This window comes from Mycobacterium sp. IS-1264 (genome assembly GCF_001954195.1).
GTDB lineage: Bacteria > Actinomycetota > Actinomycetes > Mycobacteriales > Mycobacteriaceae > Mycobacterium.
Genome location: NZ_MBES01000070.1, coordinates 93,796 through 118,954, shown reverse-complemented (window position 1 = coordinate 118,954; position 25,159 = coordinate 93,796). Strand labels below are relative to the sequence as shown.

Genomic DNA, 25,159 nt, shown 5'->3' with positions numbered 1-25,159 from the left:
GGCTTTGCCTAGGTCTGTCCGATGCGGGCGTCGAGGCGCTGGAGGGCCGCTTCCGCGCCGTTCCACCCGGGGATGCCGGTCACACCCGGGCCTGGGTGGGTGCACTGGCCGCACAAGAAGAGGCCGTCGACCGGCGTGGCGAACTTGTCGGCTCCCTCGACGACGCGGCCGGTCCACAACTGGTTGGGCTGCAGCAGGCCATGCGAGTAGTCGCCGGCGTGCGCGCTGAAGGTGCTGCCGAAGTAGCGGTTGGAGAACACGACCCGGTTGGTGACGGAGTCGGCGAAGCCGGGCGCGAACGTGTCGAAGATTCGCACGCAGGTGTCGGCGTATTGCTCTTTCCAGCTTCGGTTTTCGTCGGCGTCGAGCCCGGTCGGGAAGTAGGGCGTGAAAATCGTTGCGCTGTGCTTGCCTTCGGGCGCCAGCGACGAGTCGACCATGCTGGGGATGTACAGGTAGGTGGGCGGGGCGTCGGGAAGCTGGCCCTTGCGGTACTGCTCCCACGCGTCGCTGATGTATTCCGGTGATGGCGCGTACGCGACGGTCGGACACCATTGTCCGTTGTCGTGCATGAACGGCTGCAACCGCTCGATCCACTGGGGCGCCTGGTCGATCGTCAGGTGCGCCTGGATGTATCCGAGATTAAAGTTGATTTCCTTGATCTTCCGGATGTAGTCGGGCGGAAAGTGTTGCGCGCCAGCGAGATTCACGAAGGTGGTGTACGGGTCGAGCGAGGATAGCACGACGTCGGCCGAAATCGTTGTGCCGTCGCGCAATTCGACCCCGGAGGCGCGCCCATCGGTCACCAGGATATGCTTGACGTGCTGTTTGAGCTGCACCTCGGCGCCCAGCGATTCGGCGCGCCGGCACAGCGCCGTGCTGAGCGAGCCGATGCCGCCGCGGGGCATGATGTATTCCACGTTGCCGCCGCCGATCAGGTAGTGATACAGCGTCGACGCGTTCGAGCCCGGGGTCCAGGGGCCGCCGTCGAACGCGTCGATGGACATCGCGGCCAGCGAGCCCTGGATGCAACGGGCTTGGTCGGGCGCGAGGAACCGGCGGACCGTGTCCATGGTGCTGCCGTACCACATCTGGGCGAAGTCGTGGCGGTCCTCGGCCGTGGGCTGCGCGGCGATCACCTCGATGATGTCCAGCGGGGGACCGAACGCCGAGTCGACGAAATACGGTGCGAACCGGCCGATGTGGGCGAACAAGCCGCCCAGCGCCGCCGCGGTTTCGGCGCCGTGATCGTCGAGCAGGTGGCGGGCCATGCGTTCGAGGTCGTTGTACATCACGAACGGGGTGTCCCCGGGCTCGCCGAAGGTGCACGTCGACGTCCACTGGTCCATCAGCTCGAAGCCCCACTTGGTCAGCTCTAGGCGCTCGGTCATCTCCTGGCGCCAGATCAACACCGCCCAGGCGCCGACGCTGTGCTTGTAGCCGTCGAAGAGTTCGCGCGTCGCGGCCATCCCGCCGAGGAAGTGCGCCCGTTCCAGCACAAGGACTTTCGCGCCGCTCTTAGCCAGCACGTTCGCGGCAACCAGGCCGTTGTGACCGGCCCCGATGACGATCGCGTCGTAGTCCGCCATGGTGACTCCTTGGGGTGGTGAGCGCATCTGAACGCACAATGTCGCATATGACATATTTGCGTCAATGGTGACATTTTGTGGCATGCTGTCAGGCGTGGAATCGCGTAGGCAGCGCACGCGTCAGGCGTTGTTGCACGCGGCGATGAAGCGTTTCGTCGCCGACGGCGTGCACCAAACCAGCGTCGCCGACATCGCCGGCGATGTCGGGGTGACCGAGCGAACCTTCTATCGGCACTTCCCGTCCAAGCACGCGGTGATATTCGCCGACTACGACATCGGCTTCGAATGGTTCGCCCGCGCGTTGGCGCTGCGCCCGCACGGCGAGCCCATCACGGCGTCGGTGCGAAAAGCAGTGGACGCCTTCCCTTTTGACTTCGCGATGGTCCGCGAGGCTGCCACCATCCGATCGCGCGACCTGGATCAGGACATCATCACCACACACATTCGACGGATGCGCGATCAGGTCGCCGACGAGATCGCGCGCTTCATCCACGAACGATCGGCACCGACGGCCGATGGGGCCATGATCGCCGACATCGCGGCGCACAGCCTGGCGACCGCGGTGTTCGTCGCACTGGAGGCATGGATGGCCAAAGACGAGCACGACATCGACGACCTGGGCCGGCTGACCGACATGGCGCTGAGCGCGCTGGAGGATGGCCTCACCCACACGTTGCGCAAGGCGGGACTGGATTAGCGCTTGCCTAAGCGCCGAACGTGTACCCAGCGCGAGATTTCGGCCGGTTTGTCGCCATGACTACACGCTCGGCGACCCGGGAGGCCGCGACACGCGAGCACAACGTCTTGTGTTGCCGCGGGTTGTCGCACCCCAGGGGTAGTGTTTGAGGCCTGAGTACCGCAGGCAAACCGTCTGGTGAAGTGGGGTTCTGGTGAGCGAAAAACTGAAGCTGATTGACCGCGTCTCGGCGATCAACTGGAACCGGCTGCAGGACGAAAAAGACGCCGAGGTCTGGGATCGGTTGACCGGCAATTTCTGGCTGCCCGAGAAGGTGCCGGTGTCCAACGACATCCCGTCCTGGGGCACGCTGACGGCTCACGAAAAGCAGATGACCATGCGGGTTTTCACCGGCCTGACGCTGCTGGACACCATCCAGGGCACGGTCGGGGCGGTCAGCCTGATCCCCGACGCGCTTACCCCGCACGAGGAGGCGGTGTACACCAACATCGCGTTCATGGAGTCGGTGCACGCGCGCAGCTACAGCAACATCTTCTCGACGCTGTGCTCGACCGCCGAGATCGACGACGCGTTCCGCTGGTCGGAGGAGAACCCGAACCTGCAGCGCAAGGCCGAGATCGTCATGCAGTACTACAAGGGCGACGAGCCGCTCAAGCGCAAGGTGGCCTCCACGCTGCTGGAGAGCTTCCTCTTCTACTCCGGGTTCTATCTCCCGATGTACTGGTCGAGCCGGGCCAAGCTGACCAACACCGCCGACATGATCCGGCTGATCATCCGCGACGAGGCAGTGCACGGCTACTACATCGGCTACAAGTTCCAGCGTGGCCTGGCGCTGGTCGACGAGGTCAAGCGCGGCGAGCTCAAGGACTACACCTACGAACTGCTCTTCGAGCTGTACGACAACGAGGTGGAGTACACCCAGGACCTCTACGACGAGGTCGGGCTGACCGAGGACGTCAAGAAGTTCCTGCGCTACAACGCCAACAAGGCGCTGATGAACCTCGGCTACGAGGCGCTATTCCCCCGCGACGAGACGGACGTGAACCCGGCCATCCTGTCCGCGCTGTCACCCAACGCCGACGAGAACCACGATTTCTTCTCCGGCTCCGGCTCGTCGTACGTGATCGGCAAGGCCGTCGTCACCGAGGACGAGGACTGGGACTTCTGAAACCCGCGCCGGCGGTCGTCGATCAGTTGTGGCCGTCGGCACCGTCGAGGTGTTGGGCCTGGGTGGGGGAGTAAAACCTCGGCGCGATCGTCGCCATCACCGGTAGGCGCAGTGTCATCCCGTCGCGGATCGGCATGCGGACGTTGACGTACACGACCTGCATGTCCAGGCCCATCTGGACGCGCATCTCCCGCAGGCTCTCGGTTTGCACGGCCAGGCCCATATCCCGTAGGCGCGCCGCCAAACCGCGCTGCAAGGCCCGGACCGGTTTCAGATCGCCCGGGTTGTTGAGATGCACGTAGGCGATTGGCTTGGGAAGCTTCGGGCTGGGTCGGGTCATGGCTCGACTGTACTCCGCGCGCCGAACGAGAAAGCGCAAAAACCGTTTTGACCAGCGGCTAGCAGGATTCCGCCGCCCCGACGGTACGGGCGGTGAACGTGGAATGAATTGTCGGGACGGGACGATGCCCCGGTGGCGCGGGTGACCGCGAACCCGTGACACTGATGGGGTGACCACATCCGGTTCTTCGCGCAATCACCCCCACTTCCTGCGGTCGGTAATCCGCTGGCTGCAAGTCGGCTACCCCGATGGTGTGCCCGGCCCCGACCGGGTGCCGCTGATGGCGCTGCTGCGCAGTACGCCGCTGACCGCCGATCAGCTCAAGGAGGTTGTGAGCAACCTGACCGCGAAAGGATCACCCGCGATTACCGACGGCGTGATCGACGGCAACGAGATCGCCGAGACCATCTCCGAGCTGACCCACCGCGACCCTGGCCCCGAGAACGTCCGCCGCGTCGCCGCCACCCTGGCCGCCGCCGGATGGCCGCTGGCCGGCATCGACGTCAGCGAGGTTATCCCCGGTGACGAGGACGGCGAGGCCGCCGAAGAGATCGCGTGCGGGCGCAGTGTGGCCGAAGGTGCCTCACAGGCGTGAGATGTCGATGACGAAGCGGTAGCGCACGTCGCTGGCGAGCACGCGCTCGTAGGCTTCGTTGACGTAATCCGGCTCGATGAGCTCGATTTCGGGCGTCACGTCGTGCTCGGCGCAGAAATCCAGCATCTCCTGGGTCTCGGCGATCCCGCCGATGTTCGACCCGGACAGGCTGCGCCGCGCCAGCGCCAGCGGGAACGCGCCCACCTCCATCGGATGCTCGGGGATGCCGAGCTCCACCAGCGTCCCGTCGACGTCGAGCAGGCCGAGGTAGTCGTTGAGCTTCAGGTTCGCCGACACCGTGTTGAGGATCAGGTCGAAGTTGCTGCGCAGCTTCTTGAAGGTGTCGGGATCGGCCGTCGCGTAGTAGTGGCTCGCGCCCAGGCGCAGCCCGTCCTCCATCTTCTTCAGCGACTGCGACAGCACGGTCACCTCGGCGCCCATCGCGGCGCCCAGCTTGACACCCATGTGCCCCAGGCCGCCCAGGCCGATGATCGCCAGGCGGGTGTTCGCCCCGGCGTTCCAGTGCCGCAGCGGCGAGAACAGCGTGATGCCGGCGCACAGCAGGGGCGCCGCCTTGTCCAGCGGCAGCGAGTCGGGGATGCGCACGACGAAGTTCTCATCGACGACGATCGCCTGGCTGTAGCCGCCCTGCGTGGGCGTTCCGTCTTTGTCGATCGAGTTGTAGGTGAATGTCGCGCCCGGTTTGCAGTACTGCTCGAGCCCGGCCTTGCAGCTACTGCACTCGCCGCACGAGTTGACCATGCAGCCCACGCCGACGTGGTCGCCCACCTTGTACTTGGTGACCTCCGAACCGACCTCGGACACCACGCCGGCGATCTCGTGGCCGGGGACTACCGGATAATTCGGTTGGCCCCATTCGGCTTTGACGGTGTGGATGTCGGAGTGGCAGATCCCGGCGAACTTGATGTCGATCGCTACGTCGTGCGGACCGGGGTCGCGGCGGGTGATGGTGGTCTTGGTCAGCGGTGCGGTCGCCGACGTAGCGGCATACGCAGAAACAGTGCTCATGGCAGATCCCTCTTTTTCGTTGCGTCTTAGAAAAGCTTAGCTAAGGTAAGGTTTTTAGGCCAATCGGCCGGGGCTCGTTAGTTGATCGCGGCGTTGACCATGCGGAGGTCGTCCACGATGCCGCGCGCGGCGAGCACGCCCTCGCCGGTCTGCCATATCTCGTCGTTGACGACGTAAACCCGGTTGTCGTGATTGGCGGACAGCTTGCGCCACGGGTCGCTGTCCAGGACGGCGGCGGCGCGGTCCGCGGCGGCGGGGGTGGCGCACGACACGTAGATCACGTCGGCGTCGGCGGCGGACAGATTCGGCACCTCCGCGAGGTCGGCATCGGTGGCGGCGATCTCGATATAGGGCTTGTCGGTGAACCGCTGGGTGGCCGGCCGGTCCACGCCGACGGCGGTGAGCACGCTGGCGGGAAAGTTGTTGGACCCGTAGATCCGGATGGTGGTGGTGGTCAGTTGCACGACCGACGCCTGGAAGTGGGCCGCGTCGTGGCTGGCGCCGATCTGGGTGGCCCGCTGGGTGAAGCCGCCGATCAGTCCGTCCACCGCGCCGCCACGTGCCGTGGCCGCGCCGACCCCGCGCAGGTTGTCCTGCCAGGCGGCGCCCGGCGCCGCGGTGAATACCGTCGGGGCGATCGCCGCCAGCTGCGGGTACAACTTCGGGGTCAACCCTTGCGAGCCCAGGATCAGGTCCGGGTGGGCCGCCGCGATCGCTTTGAGGTCGGGGTTGCTGCGCGTTCCGACGCCGGGCAGGCCGTGGACCGCCTTGCCCAGGTAGGACGGCTGGCTCGGGGAGCCGTCCGGCAGGGCGGCGGCCACGATACGGGATTGCAGGCCGAGCGCGCACAGGGCGTCGAGCTGATCACCGGAGAGGACCACGATGCGCTGCGCCTCGGCGGGAACGGTGGCGACGTCGGGGGTGACCCCGGCGGCGTTGTGGGCCTGCCGCGTGGGTGGGCCCGGGTCGGCCGCGGCCACGTCCCGCGCGCACGACTCGTCGGGCTGGCGGTCGTTTCCCAGCACCCCGGCCCCGGCGATCTGGGTGGTGGGCGTGACCAGCGATCGGGCCGACGGTTTGGAGCCGGATCCGGACCCGCAACCGCCGCATGCCACGACCAGTGTTGCGGCCACGGCCACGGTCGATTGCCACCTGAGCACGCGTCCGACGCTAACATTCGGCGACTTCGGAGCGGATTACGACAGTTTGTAGGACCAGGCCCGCCACCGACCTGATCGGGGGCTAAGATTCGAACCATTGGTTCTGGGCCCCGGTCCGAGAATGTTTGGAGGAGCTGTTGACAGCTGAAGCGCCCCCCTTGGGAGAACTCGAGGCCGTCCGCCCGTATCCGGCCAGAACCGGTCCCAAAGGGAACCTCATCTACAAACTGATCACGACCACCGATCACAAGCTGATCGGCATCATGTACTGCGTCGCCTGCTTCATCTTCTTCTTCATCGGCGGGCTGCTGGCGCTGCTGATGCGCACCGAGTTGGCCGCGCCGGGTCTGCAGTTCCTGTCGAACGAGCAGTTCAACCAGCTGTTCACCATGCACGGCACGATCATGCTGCTGTTCTACGCGACGCCGATCGTGTTCGGTTTCGCCAACCTGGTCCTGCCCCTGCAAATCGGCGCGCCCGACGTCGCCTTCCCGCGGCTCAACGCCTTCTCGTTCTGGCTGTTCCTGTTCGGCGCCACCATGGGTATGGCCGGTTTCGTCGTTCCGGGCGGGGCCGCGGACTTCGGCTGGACGGCCTACACCCCGCTGTCCGACGCCATCCACTCACCCGGCGCGGGCGGAGACCTGTGGATCATGGGCCTGATCGTCGCGGGTCTGGGCACCATCCTGGGTGCGGTCAACATGATCACCACGGTCGTCTGCATGCGCGCACCCGGGATGACGATGTTCCGGATGCCGATCTTCACCTGGAACATCCTGGTGACGTCCATCCTGGTGCTGATCGCGTTCCCGTTGCTGACCGCGGCGCTGTTCGGCCTGGCCGCCGACCGCCACCTGGGCGCCCACGTCTACGACGCGGCCAACGGCGGAGTCCTGCTGTGGCAGCACCTGTTCTGGTTCTTCGGCCATCCCGAGGTGTACATCATCGCGTTGCCGTTCTTCGGGATCATCACCGAAGTGATCCCGGTGTTCTCCCGCAAGCCGGTCTTCGGCTACACCACGCTGGTCTACGCGACCCTGTCGATCGCCGCGCTGTCGGTGGCGGTGTGGGCGCACCACATGTTCGCCACGGGAGCCGTTCTGCTGCCGTTCTTTTCGTTCATGACGTATCTGATCGCGGTGCCGACCGGGATCAAGTTCTTCAACTGGACCTTCACAATGTGGAAGGGCCAGTTGACCTTTGAGACGCCGATGCTGTTCTCGGTGGGCTTCCTGGTGACCTTCCTGCTGGGTGGTCTGACCGGCATCCTGCTGGCCAGCCCGCCGCTGGACTTCCACGTCACGGACACGTATTTCGTCGTCGCGCACTTCCACTACGTGCTGTTCGGCACCATCGTGTTCTCCACCTTCGCGGGTATCTACTTCTGGTTCCCGAAGATGACCGGCCGGCTGCTCGACGAGCGGCTGGGCAAGCTGCACTTCTGGTTGACGTTCATCGGCTTTCACACCACGTTCCTGGTGCAGCACTGGCTGGGCGATCAGGGGATGCCGCGCCGCTACGCGGACTATCTGCCCACCGACGGCTTCCAGGGGCTGAACATCGTCTCGACGATCGGGGCGTTCATCCTGGGCGCGTCGATGTTCCCGTTCGTCTGGAACGTCTTCAAGAGCTGGCGCTACGGCGAGGTCGTCACGGTCGACGACCCGTGGGGCTACGGCAACTCGCTGGAGTGGGCGACCAGTTGCCCGCCGCCGCGGCACAACTTCACGGAGCTGCCCCGAATCCGTTCGGAGCGACCGGCATTCGAGTTGCACTACCCGCACATGGTCGAGCGGCTGCGCGCCGAGGCGCACGTGGGCCGAGCCCATGGGCCGGCGAGCGGCGACGTCACCAGAGCCGACGACGTCAGCGTTCGCAGCTGACGGGCGGCGGAGGCCCTAAGCGAGGCTAAGTCAGGGGTGAACACTCCATACAGGGTGTCGGTGCTGATCACCGTCACCGGCGCGGATCATCCGGGTGTGACGTCGGCCCTCTTCGACGCGCTGTCGCGGCACGGAGTCGAGCTGCTCAACGTCGAACAGGTGGTGATCCGGGGGCGGCTGACGCTCGGTGTGCTGGTGTCCTGCTCGGCCGAGGTCGCGGAAAGCCCCGCGTTGCGCGCCGACGTCGAGACCGCGATCCACGGGGTCGGGCTCGATGTCAGCATCGAGCGCAGCGACGACGTGCCGATCATCCGGCAACCGTCGACCCACACCATCTTCGTACTGGGCCGGCCGATTACCGCCGGCGCGTTCGGCGCGGTGGCCCGCGAGGCCGCGGCGCTGGGCGTCAACTTCGATGTGATTCGCGGGATTTCCGACTATCCGGTGACCGGGCTGGAGTTGCGGGTCTCGGTGCCGCCGGGAGCCGACGGCCGCCTGCGGACGGCCCTGAACCGGGTGTCCTCCGAGGAGCGCGTCGACATCGCGGTCGAGGACTACGGCCTGGCCTGGCGCACCAAACGGCTCATCGTGTTCGACGTCGACTCGACGCTGGTGCAGGGCGAGGTCATCGAGATGCTGGCCGCCCGCGCGGGCGCCGAGGGAACCGTCGCCGCGATCACCGAGGCCGCGATGCGCGGCGAGCTGGACTTCGCGCAGTCGCTGCAGCAGCGGGTGGCGACGCTGGCGGGCCTGCCCGCGACCGTGATCGACGAGGTCGCCGCCCAACTGGAACTGATGCCCGGGGCCCGCACCACGCTGCGGACGTTGCGGCGCTTGGGTTTTCACTGCGGCGTGGTCTCCGGGGGATTCCGGCGGATCATCGAACCGCTGGCACATGAGCTGATGCTGGACTTCGTCGCCGCCAACGAGCTCGAGATCGTCGACGGCACACTGACCGGCCGGGTCGTCGGCCCGATCATCGACCGGCCCGGAAAAGCCAAGGCGCTTCGCGACTTCGCGCAGCAGGCCGGGGTGCCCATGGCGCAGACCGTCGCGGTCGGCGACGGTGCCAACGACATCGACATGCTGGCCGCGGCGGGCCTGGGCGTGGCGTTCAACGCCAAGCCGGCGCTGCGTGAGGTCGCCGACGCGTCGTTGAGCCACCCGTATCTGGACACCGTGCTGTTCCTGCTGGGCGTGACCCGCGGCGAGATCGAGGCCGCCGACGCCGGCGATCTTGGAGTGCGACGTGTGGAGATCCCCTCGGATTAGTGGCCGCCGCGGGCAAGCACCCGGCGGCTTTGGCGACGCCGGGGTACGGCACGATGATCGGGTGCCCGAAACCGGCGACACCGCATCCGATCCCGATCTGCTGATCGACTTGCGGGCTGTGTCGTTACGCCGCGGCGGGCGCACCTTGGTCGGGCCGGTGGACTGGGCGGTCGAACTCGACGAACGCTGGGTGATCGTCGGCCCCAACGGCGCCGGCAAGACGTCGTTGCTGCGGATCGCGGCGGCCGCCGAGCACCCGTCCTCGGGCGTCGCCCACGTGCTCGGCGAGCGGCTGGGCCGCGTCGACGTCACCGAGTTGCGCGCCCGCATCGGCCTGTCGTCCTCGGCGCTGGCGCAGCGGGTACCCGACGACGAAGTGGTGCGCGATCTCGTCGTCTCGGCCGGTTACGCGGTGCTGGGCCGATGGCGGGAGCGCTACGAAGACATCGACTACCGGCGCGCGATCGACATGCTGGAGAGCCTGGGCGCCGAGCATCTCGCGGAGCGCAGTTACGGCACGCTGTCGGAAGGCGAACGCAAACGGGTGCAGATCGCCCGTGCCCTCATGACCGACCCGGAGCTGCTGCTGCTCGACGAGCCCGCCGCCGGCCTGGACCTGGGCGGCCGGGAGGAGTTGGTGGCCAGGCTGGCGGATCTGGCCGCCGACCCCGACGCGCCCGCGCTGGTGCTGGTCACCCACCACGTCGAGGAAGTCCCTCCAGGCTTCAGCCACTGCATGCTGCTGTCGGAGGGCCGGGTGGTCGCGGCGGGCCTGCTGTCCGACGTGCTGACCGCCGAGAACCTGTCGGCGGCGTTCGGGCAGTCGATCGCCCTCGAGATGGTCGACGGGCGCTATTTCGCGCGGCGCGTCCGCAGCCGCGCGGCCCACCGGAGGCCGCTATGACCGCACCGCACGACGAGCCCCCACTGGTTCCGCGGCCGGCCGCGACCGTGATGCTGATCCGTGACGACGGGCCCGGCCTCAGCGTGTTCCTGATGCGACGGCACTCGCGGATGGAATTCGCGGCGGGCACGATGGTGTTCCCGGGCGGCGGCGTCGACGACCGCGACCGCAACGCCGAGATCGCGTGGGCGGGCCCGCCCCCGCAGTGGTGGGCGCAGCGCTTCGGCATCGAACCCGACCTGGCCGAGGCGCTGGTCTGCGCCGCGGCCCGTGAGACCTTCGAGGAATCGGGGGTGCTGTTCGCCGGGCCGGCGGGGCAGGCCGGTTCGGCACCGGACAGCATCGTCGGCGATGCCTCGGTGTACGGCGACGCCCGCCGCGCGCTGGCCGCCGGCACGCTGTCCTTCGCCGACTTTCTGCGCCGCGAAAACTTGGAACTGCGGGCCGACCTGCTGCGGCCGTGGGCCAACTGGGTCACCCCGGAAGCCGAACGGACGCGGCGATACGACACCTATTTCTTTGTGGCGGCGCTGCCGCGGGGTCAGCGTGCCGACGGTGAGAACACCGAATCCGACCGCGCCGGCTGGACGACACCGCAGGACGCCATCGACGACTTCGCCGCCGGCCGTTGCTTCTTGCTGCCGCCCACGTGGACGCAGCTGGACTCGCTCGCCGGCCGCACGGTGGCCGACGTGTTGGCGGTCGAACGGCAGATCGTGCCCGTGCAGCCGCATCTCGAAATCCAGGGCGACAACTGGATTTTCGAGTTCTTCGACTCCGACCGCTACCACCAGGCGCGCGAGGCCGGGGGAATGGGGTGGCGGCATTGAGCGAGTTCGTCAGCGTCGTGGTCAGTGACGGCTCGCGCGACGCCGGCCTGGCCATGTTGCTGCTGTCGCGGCCGCCCACGAACGCGATGACCCGGCAGGTCTACCGCGAGATCGTGGCCGCGGCCGACGAGCTGGGGCGCCGCGACGACGTCGCCGCCGTCATCCTGTTCGGTGGCCACGAAATCTTCTCCGCCGGCGACGACATGCCCGAGCTGCGGACGCTGAGCCCGAACGAGGTCGACACCGCGGACCGGGTGCGCCGGGCAGCCGTCGACGCCGTCGCCGCGATCCCCAAGCCGACCGTCGCCGCGATCACCGGATACGCGCTGGGCGCCGGCCTCACCCTGGCCCTGGCCGCCGACTGGCGGATCAGCGGCGACAACGTCAAGTTCGGTGCGACGGAGATCCTGGCGGGCCTGGTCCCCGGCGGCGGCGCAATGGCTCGCCTGGCCCGCGTGGCCGGGGCGAGCCGGGCCAAGGACCTGGTGTTCAGTGGGCGCTTCTTCGACGCCGAGGAGGCCCTGGCGCTGGGCCTGATCGACGAGATGGTGGCCCCCGACGACGTCTACGACGCCGCCGCCGCGTGGGCGCGCCGCTTCCTCGACGGGCCGTCGCGCGCGCTGGCCGCCGCCAAGGCCGGCATCAACGCCGTCTTCGACCCGCATCCGGGCGCCGGTTAGGCTGCCCTGCATGACGAGGAGTTCGACTGACGCCGTCCCCAACCCGCGTGCCACCGCCGAGCAGGTCGAAGCCGCCCGCCATGACAGCAAGCTCGCCCAGGTGCTTTATCACGACTGGGAAGCCGAGACGTACGACGAAAAGTGGTCGATCTCGTATGACCAGCGCTGCATCGATTACGCCCGGGACTGTTTCGACGCCGTCGCGCCCGAGGAGGTCCTGCGCGACCTGCCCTACGATCGGGCCCTCGAATTGGGTTGCGGGACAGGGTTTTTCCTGCTGAACCTGATCCAGTCGGGCGTTGCCCGCCGCGGTTCTGTCACCGATCTCTCGCCCGGCATGGTCAAGGTCGCCACCCGCAACGGCCAATCGTTGGGACTCGACATCGACGGCCGGGTGGCCGACGCCGAGGGCATCCCGTACGACGACGACACCTTCGATCTGGTCGTCGGGCACGCCGTCCTGCACCACATTCCCGACGTCGAGCTGTCGCTGCGCGAGGTGGTCCGGGTGCTGCGCCCGGGCGGGCGGTTCGTCTTCGCCGGGGAACCGAGCAATGCCGGCGAGGTCTATGCGCGCGCGCTCTCGACGCTGACCTGGCGGATCGTCACCAACGCCACCAAGTTGCCGGGACTGACCGGTTGGCGGCGCCCGCAGGCCGAGCTGGACGAGTCCTCGCGCGCGGCGGCGCTCGAGGCGCTCGTCGACCTGCACACCTTCGCGCCGGAGGACCTGGAGCGGATGGCCACCAGCGCCGGCGCCGTCGACGTCGCGACCTCGACCGTCGAGTTCACCGCCGCGATGCTGGGCTGGCCCCTGCGGACCTTCGAGTGCGCGGTGCCGCCGGGGCGGCTGGGCTGGGGCTGGGCGAAATTCGCGTTCACCAGCTGGAAGACGCTCAGCTGGGTGGACGCCAACGTGATGCGGCACGTGGTGCCGAAGGGCTGGTTCTACAACGTGATGATCACGGGGGTCAAACCGTCCTGAGCGTCGGCGGCCTGAGCTTCGGCACCGACGACGTCGAATATCTGCGGTCGGAAGCGGGCACCGCGGCGCTCGCCGCCGTCGCTGACCTCCCGCTGACGGACCGCACCCGCATCGCCGACGTCGCCTCCGTGCGCGCCCGCTTCGGCGGCCGGGCGCCGGTTCTGGTCGAGACGACACTGCTGCGCCGCCGTGCGGCGGACAAGCTCGGCCAGCTCGGTGACGTGTCCGATTGGCTGTTCACCGACGAGGCCCTGCAGCAGGCGACCGCGGCGCCGGTGGCCCTGCACCGGGCCGGGCGCCTGGCAAAGGCCGGGAGCGCACTGGTTCACGACGCGACGTGTTCGATCGGCACCGAGGTGGCCGCGCTGCGCGCGTCCGGCACCGACGCGGTGGGCAGCGACATCGACCCCGTGCGCCTGGCGATGGCGCGCCACAACCTGGGACCCGGCGCTGCCCTGTGCCGCGCCGACGCGCTGCGTCCGGTAACCCGCGACGCCGTCGCGCTCGTCGATCCGGCGCGACGGGTGGGCGGGCGGCGCCGTTGGCGCCCGGCCGACTATCAACCGGGCCTGGCGCAGTTGCTCGACGCCTATCGCGGTCGCGATCTCGTCGTAAAGTGCAGTCCCGGAATAGATTTCGAGTACCTGCGGCGCGCCGGATTCGACGCCGAAATCGAGGTGACGTCGTATGGCGGTTCGGTTCGGGAAGCGTGTCTGTGGTCGGCCGGGCTGACCGCGCCGGGGGTGCGTCGTCGAGCGAGCGTCCTGGATATTGGCGAGCAGATCACCGACGCCGAGCCCGCCGACTGCCCGACGCGGCCCGCCGGCCGATGGATCGTCGACCCCGACGGCGCCGTCGTACGGGCCGGGCTGGTGCGCCACTACGGCGCGCGGCACGGGCTGTGGCAACTCGATCCCGATATCGCCTACCTGTCCGGTGCCGAGCTGCCCCCGGCGGTCCGCGGCTTCGAGGTGCTCGAGCAGCTTGCGTTCGACGAGCGTCGGCTCCGGCAGGCGCTGTCCGCGCGGGACTGCGGGGCGCTGGAGATCCTGGTCCGGGGCGTGCGCGTCGACCCCGACGGGCTGCGGCGCCGGCTGCGGCTGCGCGGCAGGGGTTCCCTGTCGGTGATCGTCACCCGGGTCGGCTCCGGACCCGCGAGTCATGCGACGGCCTTCGTGTGCCGTGCCTCTCGATAGTGCCCAGGTAGGCTGGCTGCCATCGATCTTCCAGGCGCCCCGCCTGCGTGATTTTGCGAGGGACGAATTCGAACAATGCGCTACCTGATAGTGAGCACCGTGCTGGCCGCCGTGGCCCTGCTGGGCTGGCCGGCCGCCGCCGCGCCGGCGACGTGTGCCGGGATGGGGGGCACCGTCGACGACACCCAGCTGTGCCACGTGCACACCACGGGGTCCACCTACGCCATCACCATGACGTTTCCCGCCGACTACCCCGACGAACAGGCGCTGACCGACTACATCGCCCAAAACCGCGACGGCTTCCTCAACGTCGCCCAGACGTCCGGCGGGCGCGACCAGCCCTACCAAATGGAGACCAGCGCCGACCAACGCACCTCCGGTCAGCCGCCCCGCACCCGCAGCGTGGTGCTGAAGTTCTTCCAGGACCTGGGCGGATCGCATCCGTCCAGTTGGTACAAGGCGTTCAACTACAACCTGGCGACCAAGCAGCCCATCACCTTCGACAACCTGTTCGCGCCCGGCACGACGCCGCTGGACAGCATCTTCCCGCTGGTGCAGCGCGACCTGGAGAATCAGAGCGCGTTCGGTGCCGCCATCCTGCCCTCGACGGGCCACGACCCGTCGCACTACCAGAACTTCGCCATCACCGACGACCAGCTGATCTTCTACTTCGCCCCCGGTGAGATGCTGCCGGCGGTCGCCGGTCCCGCCCAGGCCCAGGTGCCGCGCAGCGCGATCCCGCCCCTGGCCGTCTAGAGCCGCCTGGTCAGTGCACCGGGCCGGCCAGCCACTCCATGGCCGCGGCACCGATGCCCAGCGCCACCTGGGCCACGCAGCCGATGATCGGGACGAAGAACGCCCGCCGCTGGCGCACCAGGAGGTATACGGCGACCACGAAGTCGGCGACCAAGACCGCGGCGCCGCCCCAGATCCCCAACGTCGTGGCGCGGTCAATCCAGGCCGGGTCGCCGCATTTCACGGAACCGCACGGGTCGGTAACCATGACGAACAGGCCGAGCAGCACGATCGTCACCCCGAACAGCGCCCCATGCACGATCAGCAGGACAAGCGTCGCGGCGAGGTCCGCGGGCCGGCCGCGTCGATCGGCGCTCATGCCGGCCCGAATCCGTAGACCTGGCCGTCGCTGGTGCACGCCACCACCCTGCGATCCACCCCGACCGACACCCCGACGGGATACCCGGTGGCCGCGGGCAGCGGATAGCTGCCCAGGGTGTGGCCGTTGCCCGGATCGAAGGCCAGCAGCGACATGCCGGGCGCGCCCTGGCCGGGCGGGGCGCCGACGACCGTGTAGCCAACGCCGCCGCCGGCCAGGCTCGACGACGACAGCGGGCCGACGTCGTCGCGCCGCCAAGCCTGATCGGCGTGATCGCCGGCATCCTTGAAGGCCGCGAGCCGGGTGTCGGGTCCGCCGCCGGCCACGATCAAACCCTGCGGGGTCACCGAGGGCGGCGTCTGCGCCAGAAAACCAAGCGGCACAGACCATTTCACCTTCCCATCGGCGGCGTGCAGCGCCCACAGCCGTTGGTCGCGGCCATTGACGTAGACGGTCGATCCGTCGGCGGAAAGCACCGGGCTGGCGATCACGCCGGCGCCGACCGCGTCGCTGCTCCACTCGCGCGTGAGCAGCGGCGTCTGGCCCGGATGGTATTTCAGCCCGACGAGTTCCGCGGCCACCGCGCCCGGCTGCCAGACGCCGATCACCGCCATCTGGCCGGCCTGCGAGAAGGCGGGGGCCGCGGCGACCGGACAGCCTTGGCGCGCCGGCGCGCAATCGGCCAGCCCGCGCGTCGCATCGGTCGGGTCGACGCCGTCGACCAGATCCAGCGCACTGCCCACCACCATGCCGCGGTGGGCGTCGAACGTCAGGACCTGACCCAGATGCGTGATGACCAACAGTTGACCATCACCCAAAAACCTTGGCGTGGTGGGCATTCCGATCACCGGCTGGCGCCACCGAGTCCACTGCGTCACCGGAAAGGAGAGGAAGGCGCCGGGCTGCCCGACGTAGAGATTGTCGAAGCCGTCGAACAGCGGACCGGCGAAGCCGCCACCCTGGACCATCCGGACGCACCAGCGTTGCCGGCCGTTGTCGTCGTTCTCCCACTCCATGAGCGAACATCCGCCCGGGGTCTGCGCGTTGAGGGCGAGATAGCCGCGTGCGCTCAGTGCGGGCCCGGCGGCCAGGCTGCCCTTGACGGACCGCGTCCACTGCAGCGACAGTTTGGTGGCCCCGCTGGTGGGGGTGTAGCTGCTGTTGGTCGCGTCGGCGTATTGCGCGGGCCAGCCTTGCGATGCCGAGGCTTGCACCCACGAGTCGGTGTTGGCGCAACCGCCGAGCCCCACGATCAGCGCGGCGACCGCCCCCACGAATGACCAACGCCGAAGACCGAGTTGTCGGGCAAGCACCTCGATTTCCCAAATCCTTCCGCGGCCGTTGGTTCGTTTCCAGAGCAGCGATCGAGTACAGGTGAGGGTAACCCGTGGCGGCTCGGATAAGCTCTCCGGCCATGACGACCATGTGGGGTGCTCCGCTCCATCGCCGTTGGCGTGGATCGATGTTGCGCGACCCACGCCAGGCCAAGTTCTTCACGCTGGCCTCGCTGAAGTGGGTGCTGGCCAACCGCGCCTACACCCCGTGGTACCTGGTGCGCTACTGGCGGCTGCTGAAGTTCAAGCTGGCCAACCCGCACATCATCACCCGCGGCATGGTGTTTCTCGGCAAGGACGTCGAGATCCATTGCACGCCCGAGCTGGCGCAGCTGGAGATCGGTCGCTGGGTGCACATCGGCGACAAGAACACGATCCGCGCGCACGAGGGCTCGCTGCGCTTCGGCGACAAGGTGGTGCTGGGCCGCGACAACGTCATCAATTGCTATCTCGACATCGAGCTCGGGGATTCGGCGCTGATGGCCGACTGGTGCTACATCTGTGATTTCGACCATCGCATGGACGACATCAACCTCCCGATCAAGGACCAGGGCATCGTCAAGTCCCCGGTCCGGATCGGGCCGGACACCTGGGTCGGAGTGAAGGTGACCGTGTTACGGGGCACCACCATCGGACGCGGCTGCGTGCTGGGATCGCACGCGGTGGTTCGCGGCGTGGTGCCCGACTACTCGATCGCGGTCGGCGCACCGGCCAAGGTGGTCAAAAACCGGCAGCTGTCCTGGGAGAGTTCGGCCGCGCAGCGCGCGGAACTGGCGGCCGCGCTGGCCGATATCGAGCGCAAAAAGGCTGCCCGCTAAGCGATTTGGAGTACTACGAGGGCTGGTCGTCGACCTCGAAGCGGTAGTTGACGGTGCCGCCGTCGACGCCGGTGACGGTCACGTTCACCCCGTAGTTCTTCCCACTCGTGGTCAGCTGGCAGCGCAGCGTCGCGCCCTCGACACCCTTGAGGTTGTCGGGGCACGTCACCGAATCGGGTTTGGTTCCAATCTGCGGGGTGAGTTTCTCGCTGATCGTCTTGGCGACCTGGTTTTTGTCGACCGTCTCGACCATGTCGAACTTGACGTCGCTGCCGTTGACGCTGGTGACGGTGACATTGACGTTGTAGGTCTGCCCGCCCGCCTTCATCTCGCAGTTCAGCTGCGCCCCGACCTTCGCGTCCAGGTCGCTGGGGCAGTTCACCGACTCCGGCTTGTTGCCCGCGGGGTCCGTCATCTTCGAGGTGATCTGGCCGGCGACATCGCTTTTGCTGACGGAGTGCGATGACGACACCGAACACGAACACGCGGCGACGCCGGCCATCAGGCCCGCTGCTGCTCCGGAAACCAGCAACGTCCGAACGATCGACTGAGCCATAACGCCTCCCGTGGGCTGTGCAACTGCGGGCAACTGTGAATCGGCTGATAATTGCATGCCAGACATCTTGGGGTGGGCGGATTGCGTAAACATCCGCCGAACGGCGATCTCGCACCGGCGGCTTTGCTGGTGAAACCGTGCGGCGGTTGGTTACGGTACCGAGGTAACACAGCGGAGGGGGTGCCGCGAATGACGAGCCGGGTGATCGCGGTTGCGAGCGCCGCGGGGGCCACGGTGTTGGCCGGCATCGTGGTTACCGCCTGCAGCGGCACGTCCACGATGGCGTCGACACCCTCGACGTCGACATCCGTGGTGTCGATTCCGGCCGCTTCGACCGACTACACCACGCTGCTGATCCAGGGCAGCGACGTCAGCACGACACCGCCCAACGTCTTCACCCCGGCGGAGCCGCCCGTCCAAAACCCCAACGCGATGCCCGGCGCGGCGGTGGTGTTCAAAAACCAGGATGACAGCACCCGAATCGGCGACACCGTCCTGATCCTGACCGACGCCGGCGCCGCGGCCAACGCGATGAACGGGTCGGTCGCGTCACTGGGCAACACGGTGACCGGCGGTAACCCGCAGCCGATTTCGGTGGGCGACGGGGGCACGATGGTTGCCGGCACGTCGCCGGATAGGTCCAAAGAGGTGACCGTGCTGCTGTTCACCGAGGGCAAGGCGTTCGTCACGCTGGAATTCGACGGCGCGCCCGGCAACGACGTGCCCACCGACTACGCTCTTACGGTCGCCCAGCAGCAGGACGGCGCCGTCAAGAACAAGCTGCCCGGCTGAGGGCGGTTTAAGTAGGGCGGTTGAGCCGCCAGATATGGGTGGACAGAACGGTGGCGAAGGCACACCACAATCCATAAGGCGAAAGTGCCAGTCCCGCCTTCGGTTTGGCCTGCGCCGTCCGGCGGATCAGGTCCGCGCTGCTGGCCGCCAGGACGGCTGCACCGAGGGCGGACGCGCCGAGCTTGTGATACCGGAAGAAAAGCCAACTCCACCCGGCGTTGAGGAGCAGGTTGGCTCCGAACGCGGCGGCATAGCGACGCGCCTTGTCGTGCTGTGCTGCTTGGCGCAACTCATCGATAGCCGCCGCCGACGTGGCGGCGATGTCGGCGTAGAGGGCGGTCCAGACGACGGGAAAGACGACTCCGGCTGGCTGGTATCGCGGTTTGCGAAGCCGTGCATACCAGGTAGGGACACGTCGTGGGCTGGCGATGCTTCCGGTGCCGGCTGCCGCGCCGACGGCCAGCGTTGTCGCGGCCAGTGTCGAGCTGTTCATACTGTGCTCCGGTTCATGACGGGCCAACTCCGCTTGCTGCTCAACAGGTTTGGCGTTGGTGCAGAGCTACCCAATCGCGACGCGGGTATGCCTACCGGTCCGGCAGGGCGTGCTCGACGATGGGCAGCCGCGGTTGTGGTTGCCGTTCACGGCGTTTGGCGGCCAGATACACCTGGGCGGTTTGGATGGCCACGGTGTGCCAGTCGAAGTCGGAGGTGAGACGCTCGCGGGCGGCGTCGGCGCGTCGCTGCGCGGCGCGCGGGTCGTCGAGCACCGTGCGCACCGCGGCGGTCAGCCCGGCCACGTCGCGCGGCGGACAGGACACCCCGGTCTTGCCGTTGATCACCGCTTCGCCCAGGCCGCCGATGTTCGACGTCACGAGCGGGGTGCCGGCCGCGGCGGCTTCCAGAGCGGCGAGCCCGAACGGCTCGTAATGGCTGGGCAGCACGGCGGCGTCGGCCCGATGCAGCAACGCCAGCAGCTCATTGTGATCGCAATGCCCGACGAACCGAGTTGCCTTGAGCACCCGGTGTTTACGGGCCTGCTCGACGAGCCAGTCCTGCTTGGTGCCCTCGCCGGCGACGGTCAGCGTGGTGCCCGGATGCGTGCGCCTGATCCGCGGCAGCGCGGCGATCACGTCGTGCACGCCCTTCTCGTACTCCAGCCGCCCGACGTAGAGCAGCTCGGCCGGCCCGCTGCGGGGACGGCGGGGCGCGAACGGCCAGCGCGCCGCGTCGATGCCGTTGGGGATCACCGTGGTCTCGGCCAGGCCTGGACCGAACAGTTCGGTGATCTCGTCGGTCATCGACGCCGAACACGTGATCAGCGAATCGGATTCACGCACCAGCCACGACTCGACCGCGTGCACCTGACGGCTGATCGCCCCGGAAACCCAGCCCGAATGCCGCCCGGCCTCCGTCGCGTGGATCGTGGAAACGATTGGCACGTCGTAGTATTCGGCGAGTGCGATGGCCGGATGGGCGACCAGCCAGTCGTGGGCATGCACCACGTCGGGACGCCACGGCCGGTCGCTGCCGTATTTCTTCAACCGCAGACCGGCGCGGATCATCGCGTGACCCATCGCCAGGGTCCAGGCCATCATGTCGGCACCGAAGCTGAATTCGTGCGGGTCCTGCGCGGCCGCGATCACCCGGACGCCCTCGCTGAATTCGTCGGAGGGCGGATGCGTGCTGGGATCGGTGCCCGACGGACGCCGCGACAGCACGACGACGTCGTGACCGGCCGCGGCCAGCGCGGTGGACAGGTGATGCACGTGCCGGCCGAGCCCGCCGATCACCACCGGCGGGTATTCCCACGACACCATGAGGATCTTCATCGGGGCAGCCTTCGGGCGTCCAGGGCGCCGAACAGGCCGTCGGCGCGGTTCCAGCCGTCGGCCAGGCGCTCCGCGGTCTCGCGCCGGCCCGATGCCAGCGCGCCGGCGATCTCGCGGGTCGCGTGCGCATGCAGGTGCGCGCGGTAGCGGGCGTAGTCGGCGGCCGAGTCCTTACTGACCATGAACGGCCAGTCGCTGGAGACGGTCAGCAGGGTCTCGCGCAGGATCTGATCGGCGACGCGATCGCGGGGGAGCGGCCCGTCCAGCGATGCCGTCTGCGACCTGGTCTGTGACAAGGCCTTGTCGACGGTGCTCAGGGCGGTGTCGACGACTTCGGTGTTGAGCTGGACTAGATCGGCGACCTGCTCGCCCGCCCAAACCTGCCAGTCCTTGCCCGAGCCCCACGAACTCGGCGGCAAGGCGACGGCGTCGCCGACGAATCCGCCGGCCAGCGCGTCGCTGAGCGTGCCCACCCGGACACCGGCGGCGGGCAGGGCGCGCAGCAGCCGCGCCAGCCACGTCGGCCCCTCGTACCACCAGTGGCCGAACAGTTCGGTGTCGAACGCCGCGACCACATGGGCGGGGCGCCCGATGCGATCCGACTCGGACAACAACCGCGCGCGCACCACGTCGACGAAGTCGGCGACGTGGACGTCGACGGCGCGGTCGGCCCGCTCGGGGTCGTAGGGCGCCTTGGCCTCCGATCCCACGTTGCGGCCGGTGACACGGGCCGGCTTGAGGCCGGTGAGGTGGTCGTAGGTGTGGAAGTCGCGATAGGCCGCATGGCCGGGATAGCCCGACTTCGGCGACCACACCCGGTAGCTGACCTGCAGGTCGCGCCCGAACGCGACCACGCCGGTGTCGCCGACGGGCCGCCCCAGCGCGGTATCGCCGTGCAGCGACGGGCCGTCGACCATGAAGTGGGTGACGCCCGCCGCGGCGTAATCGTGTTCCATGCCCGGGGCGTAGGCGCATTCGGGCGCCCAGATGCCGCCCGGGGTGTGGGCCAGCCGCAGCTGCGGGTCGGCCAGGCCTTCGCGCAGCGCGAACTCGCGCAGCCGGGGCGCGAGCAGCGGCTGGAACGGGTGGGCCAGCGGGCCGCCGAGCAGCTCCACCGTGCCCGCGTCGATCAGGCCGCGCAGCAGCGGGCTGCCCCCGTGCCGCCACAGTGTGGCGAAATCCTCCAGCGCGGCATCGGCTTCGGCGCATTCGCGAATCCCGAAGGCCCGCAACGCTTCCGGTGTGCACGATTGGTAGCCGGCCGACTTGGATCTGGGAACCGAGCGGACACTGGCCGCCTCGGCCGCCCGCAGCCGCCAGTTGGCCAGCCAGTGATGCATGCCGTCGAGGCAGTACGGGTCGTCCAGCTGGGCGTTGACCACCGGCGTGACGCCGAGGGTGATCACGCCGCGGCGATCCTCGTCGGCCAAGGTGCGCAGCACCCGCAACAGCGGCAGGTAGGCCGCGGCCCAGGACTGGTAGAGCCATTCCTCGCCCACCGGCCAGCGCCCGTGGTGGGCGAGCCACGGCAGGTGGGTGTGCAGCACCAGGGTGAACATCCCGGGCACGCGGTCGATGTTCACGGGCGCACCGCGATCGCGATGAGATCCAGGCTGTCATCTATGTCGTGCGCGCTCGAGTCGCCCGCCTCGATCAGGTCGAAGTCGTCGGTGCTGACGGCGGCGACGTCCGCGGCCAGCTCGGGCGGCCACGGCGCGTCGGCCACCGCGCGCGCGATCTGCGCGTCGATGATCGAGCCGCCGTGCCGGGCGTCCATCTCGCGCAGCCGCGGACCGTGGAACACACCACTGATCGACACCTCGCCGAAACCGCCGTCGACCAGCAGCTCGGTCAGCTCGCGCGCGTTGAGTTCGCGGGTGTGGAACGGATTGACCGGGGTGTCGCGACCCGGGGAGAAGGTGATGCGGTTGGGCGTCGACATCATCAACAACCCGGACGGACGCAGCACCCGGGCGCATTCGGCCACGAACCGGGCCTGGTCCCACAGGTGCTCGATCACCTGGAAGTTCACCACCACGTCCACAGACGCATCGGGCAGCGGCAGGTCGGCCAGGTTTGCCTGCATGACGTCCACCCTGGCGTAGCGGGCGCGGACGTGGGCCACCGCGGCCTCGTCGTAGTCGACCGCGACGACCCGGCGGGCGACGCCCGCGATCAGGTCGGCGCCGTAACCTTCGCCACATCCGGCCTCGAGCACGTCGCGGCCGGCGCAGCGCGGCGCAAGGCGTTCGTACACCACCTCGTGGCGGCGAAACCAATAGTTCTCGATGTCCAGATCGGGGATCGTGCGCTCGCCTGTCAGCGTCAACACCGCGTCAGGCGCAGGCGAGGTGCTGCCGGGGACGCGTTGCGGGACGTCGGGGACGAATGCGCTCATTGCATAGGGAGGCTAACGCGAAGTGTCCGATTCGCGAACCGGGCCGAAGGAACGTGCACTACGACCCGCTATGGTGTGAGTGCAGAACGCACAAACTTACCTCGTAGTAATACCGCTGTGCGTTGCTAAACGTGTACCGAGTTCCCGCAGTCGCGCACTGCGGAACTCCTTCGAGGAGGACGAACCACACTCATGACGAACATCGTGGTCCTGATCAAGCAGGTCCCAGACACGTGGTCGGAGCGCAAGCTCACTGACGGCGATTTCACGCTGGACCGCGAGGCCGCCGACGCGGTGCTGGACGAGATCAACGAGCGCGCCGTGGAAGAGGCGCTGCAGATTCGGGAGAAAGAGGCCGCCGACGGCGTCGAGGGGTCGGTGACCGTGCTGACCGCCGGTCCCGAGCGCGCCACCGAGGCGATCCGCAAGGCCCTGTCCATGGGCGCCGACAAGGCCGTCCACCTCAAGGACGACGGCATGCACGGCTCGGACGTGATCCAGACCGGGTGGGCGCTGGCCCGCGCGCTGGGCACCATCGAGGGCACCGAGCTGGTCATCGCCGGTAACGAGGCCACCGACGGCGTCGGCGGTGCGGTGCCGGCGATCATCGCCGAGTACCTCGGGCTGCCGCAGCTCACCCACCTGCGCAAGCTGTCGCTCGAGGGCGGCAAGGTCATCGGCGAGCGCGAGACCGACGACGGCGTGTTCACCCTCGAGGCCACACTGCCCGCGGTCGTGAGCGTCAACGAGAAGATCAACGAGCCGCGCTTCCCGTCCTTCAAAGGCATCATGGCCGCCAAGAAGAAGGAAGTCACTGTCCTGACGCTGGCCGAGATCGGGGTCGAGGGCGACGAGGTCGGGCTGGCCAATGCCGGCACCACGGTGCTGTCGTCGACGCCGAAGCCGCCGAAGACCGCGGGCGAGAAGGTCGCCGACGAAGGTGAAGGCGGCAACCAGATCGCCCAGTACCTGGTCGGCCAGAAGATCATCTGAACCCCACGCCCGTCATCTAACGAGAAGAGCGATATAACCCATGGCTGAAGTATTGGTGCTCGTCGAGCACGCCGAAGGCGCCCTGAAGAAGGTCACCTCCGAATTGATCACCGCCGCCCGCGCGCTGGGTGAGCCGGCCGCCGTCGTTGTCGGCGCGCCCGGCACGGCCGCGCCGCTGGCCGACGGGCTGAAGGAGGCCGGCGCCGCCAAGATCTACGTCGCCGAGTCCGACGCCGTCGACAACTACCTGATCACCCCTACGGTCGACGTGCTGGCCGCGCTGGCCGAGTCCAACGCGCCCGCCGCCGTGCTGCTGGCGGCCAACGCCGACGGCAAGGAGATCGCGGGACGGCTGGCGGCCCGGATCGGCTCCGGTCTGCTCGTCGACGTGGTCGACGTCAAGGAGGGCGCCAAGGCCACCCATTCCATCTTCGGTGGAGCGTTCACCGTCGAGGCGCAGGCCAACGGCGACACCCCGGTGATCACGGTGCGGGCCGGCGCCATCGACGCCGAGCCGGCCGCGGGCGCCGGCGAGCAGGTCACCGTGGAGGTGCCGGCTCCCGCCGAGAACGCCACCAAGATCACGTCGCGCGAGCCCGCCGTCGCCGGTGACCGCCCGGAGCTGACCGAGGCCACCATCGTGGTCTCCGGTGGCCGTGGCGTCGGCAGCGCCGAGAACTTCAACGTCGTCGAGGCGCTGGCCGATTCGCTGGGTGCTGCGGTCGGGGCGTCACGCGCCGCCGTCGACTCCGGCTACTACCCGGGCCAGTTCCAGGTCGGCCAGACGGGCAAGACGGTTTCTCCGCAGCTCTACATCGCGCTGGGCATCTCCGGTGCGATCCAGCACCGCGCGGGCATGCAGACGTCGAAGACCATCGTCGCGGTCAACAAGGACGAAGAGGCGCCCATCTTCGAGATCGCCGATTACGGCGTGGTGGGCGACCTGTTCAAGGTCGCCCCGCAGCTCACCGACGCGATCAAGGCCCGCAAGGGCTGA

Annotated in this window: 25 protein-coding genes and 1 pseudogene; 15 read left to right on the top strand and 11 right to left on the bottom strand. The window is 68.3% G+C overall.

The annotated features are described in order from the left end of the window. Positions 1–8 precede the first annotated feature (8 nt). A complete protein-coding gene (locus A5744_RS18080) occupies positions 9–1,589 on the bottom strand; it encodes an NAD(P)/FAD-dependent oxidoreductase (RefSeq protein ID WP_076063318.1) in 1,581 nt (526 codons plus the stop codon). Between the two features lie 94 nt (positions 1,590–1,683). Between A5744_RS18080 and A5744_RS18075 the strand changes: the two genes are divergently transcribed. Both A5744_RS18075 and nrdF read left to right on the top strand, forming a co-directional pair. Continuing rightward, positions 1,684–2,286, top strand: coding sequence for a TetR/AcrR family transcriptional regulator (locus A5744_RS18075; protein WP_170874520.1), 603 nt, complete (start codon positions 1,684–1,686; stop codon positions 2,284–2,286). A 193-nt stretch (positions 2,287–2,479) separates the two neighbouring features. Continuing rightward, entirely contained in the window at positions 2,480–3,454 is a 975-nt protein-coding gene (gene nrdF / locus A5744_RS18070; RefSeq protein WP_139329721.1) for a class 1b ribonucleoside-diphosphate reductase subunit beta, read from the top strand. A gap of 22 nt (positions 3,455–3,476) precedes the next feature. Here the strand turns inward: nrdF and A5744_RS18065 are convergent, their stop codons facing one another. Next, positions 3,477–3,794 (bottom strand): hypothetical protein, encoded by a 318-nt coding sequence (locus A5744_RS18065; protein WP_076063314.1) that lies wholly within the window; start codon positions 3,792–3,794, stop codon positions 3,477–3,479. A gap of 169 nt (positions 3,795–3,963) precedes the next feature. On the opposite strand from A5744_RS18065, the gene A5744_RS18060 reads away from it, so the two are divergent. Then, positions 3,964–4,389: a DUF3349 domain-containing protein gene (locus tag A5744_RS18060; RefSeq protein ID WP_076063312.1), complete on the top strand. Its 426-nt coding sequence runs from the start codon at positions 3,964–3,966 to the stop codon at positions 4,387–4,389. Here the strand turns inward: A5744_RS18060 and A5744_RS18055 are convergent. Together A5744_RS18055 and A5744_RS18050 are read right to left on the bottom strand one after the other, a co-directional pair. Then, on the bottom strand, positions 4,378–5,418 hold the full coding sequence (locus A5744_RS18055; protein ID WP_076063310.1) for an NAD(P)-dependent alcohol dehydrogenase: 1,041 nt from the start codon (positions 5,416–5,418) through the stop codon (positions 4,378–4,380). The two genes, A5744_RS18060 and A5744_RS18055, sit on opposite strands and share 12 nt — an antisense overlap. Before the next feature lie 77 nt (positions 5,419–5,495). Next, complete coding sequence (locus tag A5744_RS18050) at positions 5,496–6,578, bottom strand: iron-siderophore ABC transporter substrate-binding protein (protein ID WP_240563092.1); 1,083 nt, start codon at positions 6,576–6,578, stop codon at positions 5,496–5,498. A gap of 137 nt (positions 6,579–6,715) precedes the next feature. Between A5744_RS18050 and ctaD the strand changes: the two genes are divergently transcribed. The 8 genes and pseudogenes from ctaD (at position 6,716) to A5744_RS18010 (ending at position 15,084) form a co-directional block, all read left to right on the top strand. After that, the gene (ctaD, locus tag A5744_RS18045) at positions 6,716–8,461 is read left to right on the top strand and encodes a cytochrome c oxidase subunit I (RefSeq protein WP_076063387.1); all 1,746 of its coding nucleotides are present in this window, start codon (positions 6,716–6,718) and stop codon (positions 8,459–8,461) included. Positions 8,462–8,497: 36 nt separating this feature from the next. After that, a complete protein-coding gene (gene serB / locus A5744_RS18040; protein WP_076063309.1) occupies positions 8,498–9,733 on the top strand; it encodes a phosphoserine phosphatase SerB in 1,236 nt (411 codons plus the stop codon). A 61-nt stretch (positions 9,734–9,794) separates the two neighbouring features. Then, positions 9,795–10,637 (top strand): ABC transporter ATP-binding protein, encoded by an 843-nt coding sequence (locus tag A5744_RS18035; RefSeq protein ID WP_076063307.1) that lies wholly within the window; start codon positions 9,795–9,797, stop codon positions 10,635–10,637. Beyond that, on the top strand, positions 10,634–11,467 hold the full coding sequence (locus tag A5744_RS18030) for an NUDIX domain-containing protein (RefSeq protein WP_076063305.1): 834 nt from the start codon (positions 10,634–10,636) through the stop codon (positions 11,465–11,467). The genes A5744_RS18035 and A5744_RS18030 overlap by 4 nt, the downstream gene beginning before the upstream one ends. After that, positions 11,464–12,126, top strand: a pseudogene (locus A5744_RS18025) (enoyl-CoA hydratase); the annotation flags it as partial. The gene A5744_RS18030 and the pseudogene A5744_RS18025, both read left to right, overlap by 4 nt. A gap of 31 nt (positions 12,127–12,157) precedes the next feature. Continuing rightward, positions 12,158–13,132: a class I SAM-dependent methyltransferase gene (locus A5744_RS18020; protein WP_076063303.1), complete on the top strand. Its 975-nt coding sequence runs from the start codon at positions 12,158–12,160 to the stop codon at positions 13,130–13,132. Beyond that, complete coding sequence (locus tag A5744_RS18015) at positions 13,129–14,328, top strand: class I SAM-dependent methyltransferase (protein WP_240563098.1); 1,200 nt, start codon at positions 13,129–13,131, stop codon at positions 14,326–14,328. The genes A5744_RS18020 and A5744_RS18015 overlap by 4 nt, the downstream gene beginning before the upstream one ends. 75 nt (positions 14,329–14,403) lie before the next feature. After that, complete coding sequence (locus tag A5744_RS18010) at positions 14,404–15,084, top strand: esterase (RefSeq protein WP_076063301.1); 681 nt, start codon at positions 14,404–14,406, stop codon at positions 15,082–15,084. Positions 15,085–15,094: 10 nt separating this feature from the next. Here the strand turns inward: A5744_RS18010 and A5744_RS18005 are convergent, their stop codons facing one another. Next, a complete protein-coding gene (locus A5744_RS18005; protein WP_076063300.1) occupies positions 15,095–15,442 on the bottom strand; it encodes a hypothetical protein in 348 nt (115 codons plus the stop codon). After that, positions 15,439–16,716, bottom strand: a complete 1,278-nt coding sequence (locus tag A5744_RS18000; protein WP_139331405.1) for a PQQ-binding-like beta-propeller repeat protein — start codon at positions 16,714–16,716, stop codon at positions 15,439–15,441. The genes A5744_RS18005 and A5744_RS18000 overlap by 4 nt, the downstream gene beginning before the upstream one ends. 140 nt (positions 16,717–16,856) lie before the next feature. On the opposite strand from A5744_RS18000, the gene A5744_RS17995 reads away from it, so the two are divergent. Continuing rightward, complete coding sequence (locus A5744_RS17995; RefSeq protein WP_076063382.1) at positions 16,857–17,594, top strand: acyltransferase; 738 nt, start codon at positions 16,857–16,859, stop codon at positions 17,592–17,594. Between the two features lie 13 nt (positions 17,595–17,607). On the opposite strand, the gene A5744_RS17990 is transcribed toward A5744_RS17995, so the two are convergent. After that, positions 17,608–18,150, bottom strand: a complete 543-nt coding sequence (locus tag A5744_RS17990) for a DUF4333 domain-containing protein (RefSeq protein WP_076063298.1) — start codon at positions 18,148–18,150, stop codon at positions 17,608–17,610. A 189-nt stretch (positions 18,151–18,339) separates the two neighbouring features. On the opposite strand from A5744_RS17990, the gene A5744_RS17985 reads away from it, so the two are divergent. Further along, complete coding sequence (locus tag A5744_RS17985) at positions 18,340–18,942, top strand: hypothetical protein (protein WP_240563090.1); 603 nt, start codon at positions 18,340–18,342, stop codon at positions 18,940–18,942. A gap of 7 nt (positions 18,943–18,949) precedes the next feature. Here the strand turns inward: A5744_RS17985 and A5744_RS17980 are convergent, their stop codons facing one another. The 4 genes from A5744_RS17980 to A5744_RS17965 all read right to left on the bottom strand — a co-directional run bounded on the left by A5744_RS17980 (position 18,950) and on the right by A5744_RS17965 (position 23,169). Continuing rightward, positions 18,950–19,435, bottom strand: coding sequence for a TspO/MBR family protein (locus tag A5744_RS17980; RefSeq protein ID WP_076063296.1), 486 nt, complete (start codon positions 19,433–19,435; stop codon positions 18,950–18,952). 91 nt (positions 19,436–19,526) lie between these two features. After that, positions 19,527–20,771, bottom strand: coding sequence for a glycosyltransferase family 4 protein (locus A5744_RS17975; protein WP_076063294.1), 1,245 nt, complete (start codon positions 20,769–20,771; stop codon positions 19,527–19,529). Then, positions 20,768–22,330, bottom strand: a complete 1,563-nt coding sequence (locus A5744_RS17970) for a glycoside hydrolase family 57 protein (RefSeq protein WP_076063378.1) — start codon at positions 22,328–22,330, stop codon at positions 20,768–20,770. Before A5744_RS17970 ends, A5744_RS17975 begins: the two co-directional genes overlap by 4 nt. A gap of 20 nt (positions 22,331–22,350) precedes the next feature. Then, positions 22,351–23,169, bottom strand: a complete 819-nt coding sequence (locus tag A5744_RS17965; RefSeq protein ID WP_076063292.1) for a class I SAM-dependent methyltransferase — start codon at positions 23,167–23,169, stop codon at positions 22,351–22,353. Between the two features lie 192 nt (positions 23,170–23,361). Between A5744_RS17965 and A5744_RS17960 the strand changes: the two genes are divergently transcribed. Both A5744_RS17960 and A5744_RS17955 read left to right on the top strand, forming a co-directional pair. Next, positions 23,362–24,162 carry an electron transfer flavoprotein subunit beta/FixA family protein gene (locus A5744_RS17960; protein ID WP_076063291.1) on the top strand — a complete coding sequence of 267 codons (801 nt, stop codon included), beginning with the start codon at positions 23,362–23,364 and terminating at the stop codon, positions 24,160–24,162. A 40-nt stretch (positions 24,163–24,202) separates the two neighbouring features. Next, positions 24,203–25,159 (top strand): electron transfer flavoprotein subunit alpha/FixB family protein, encoded by a 957-nt coding sequence (locus A5744_RS17955; protein ID WP_076063289.1) that lies wholly within the window; start codon positions 24,203–24,205, stop codon positions 25,157–25,159.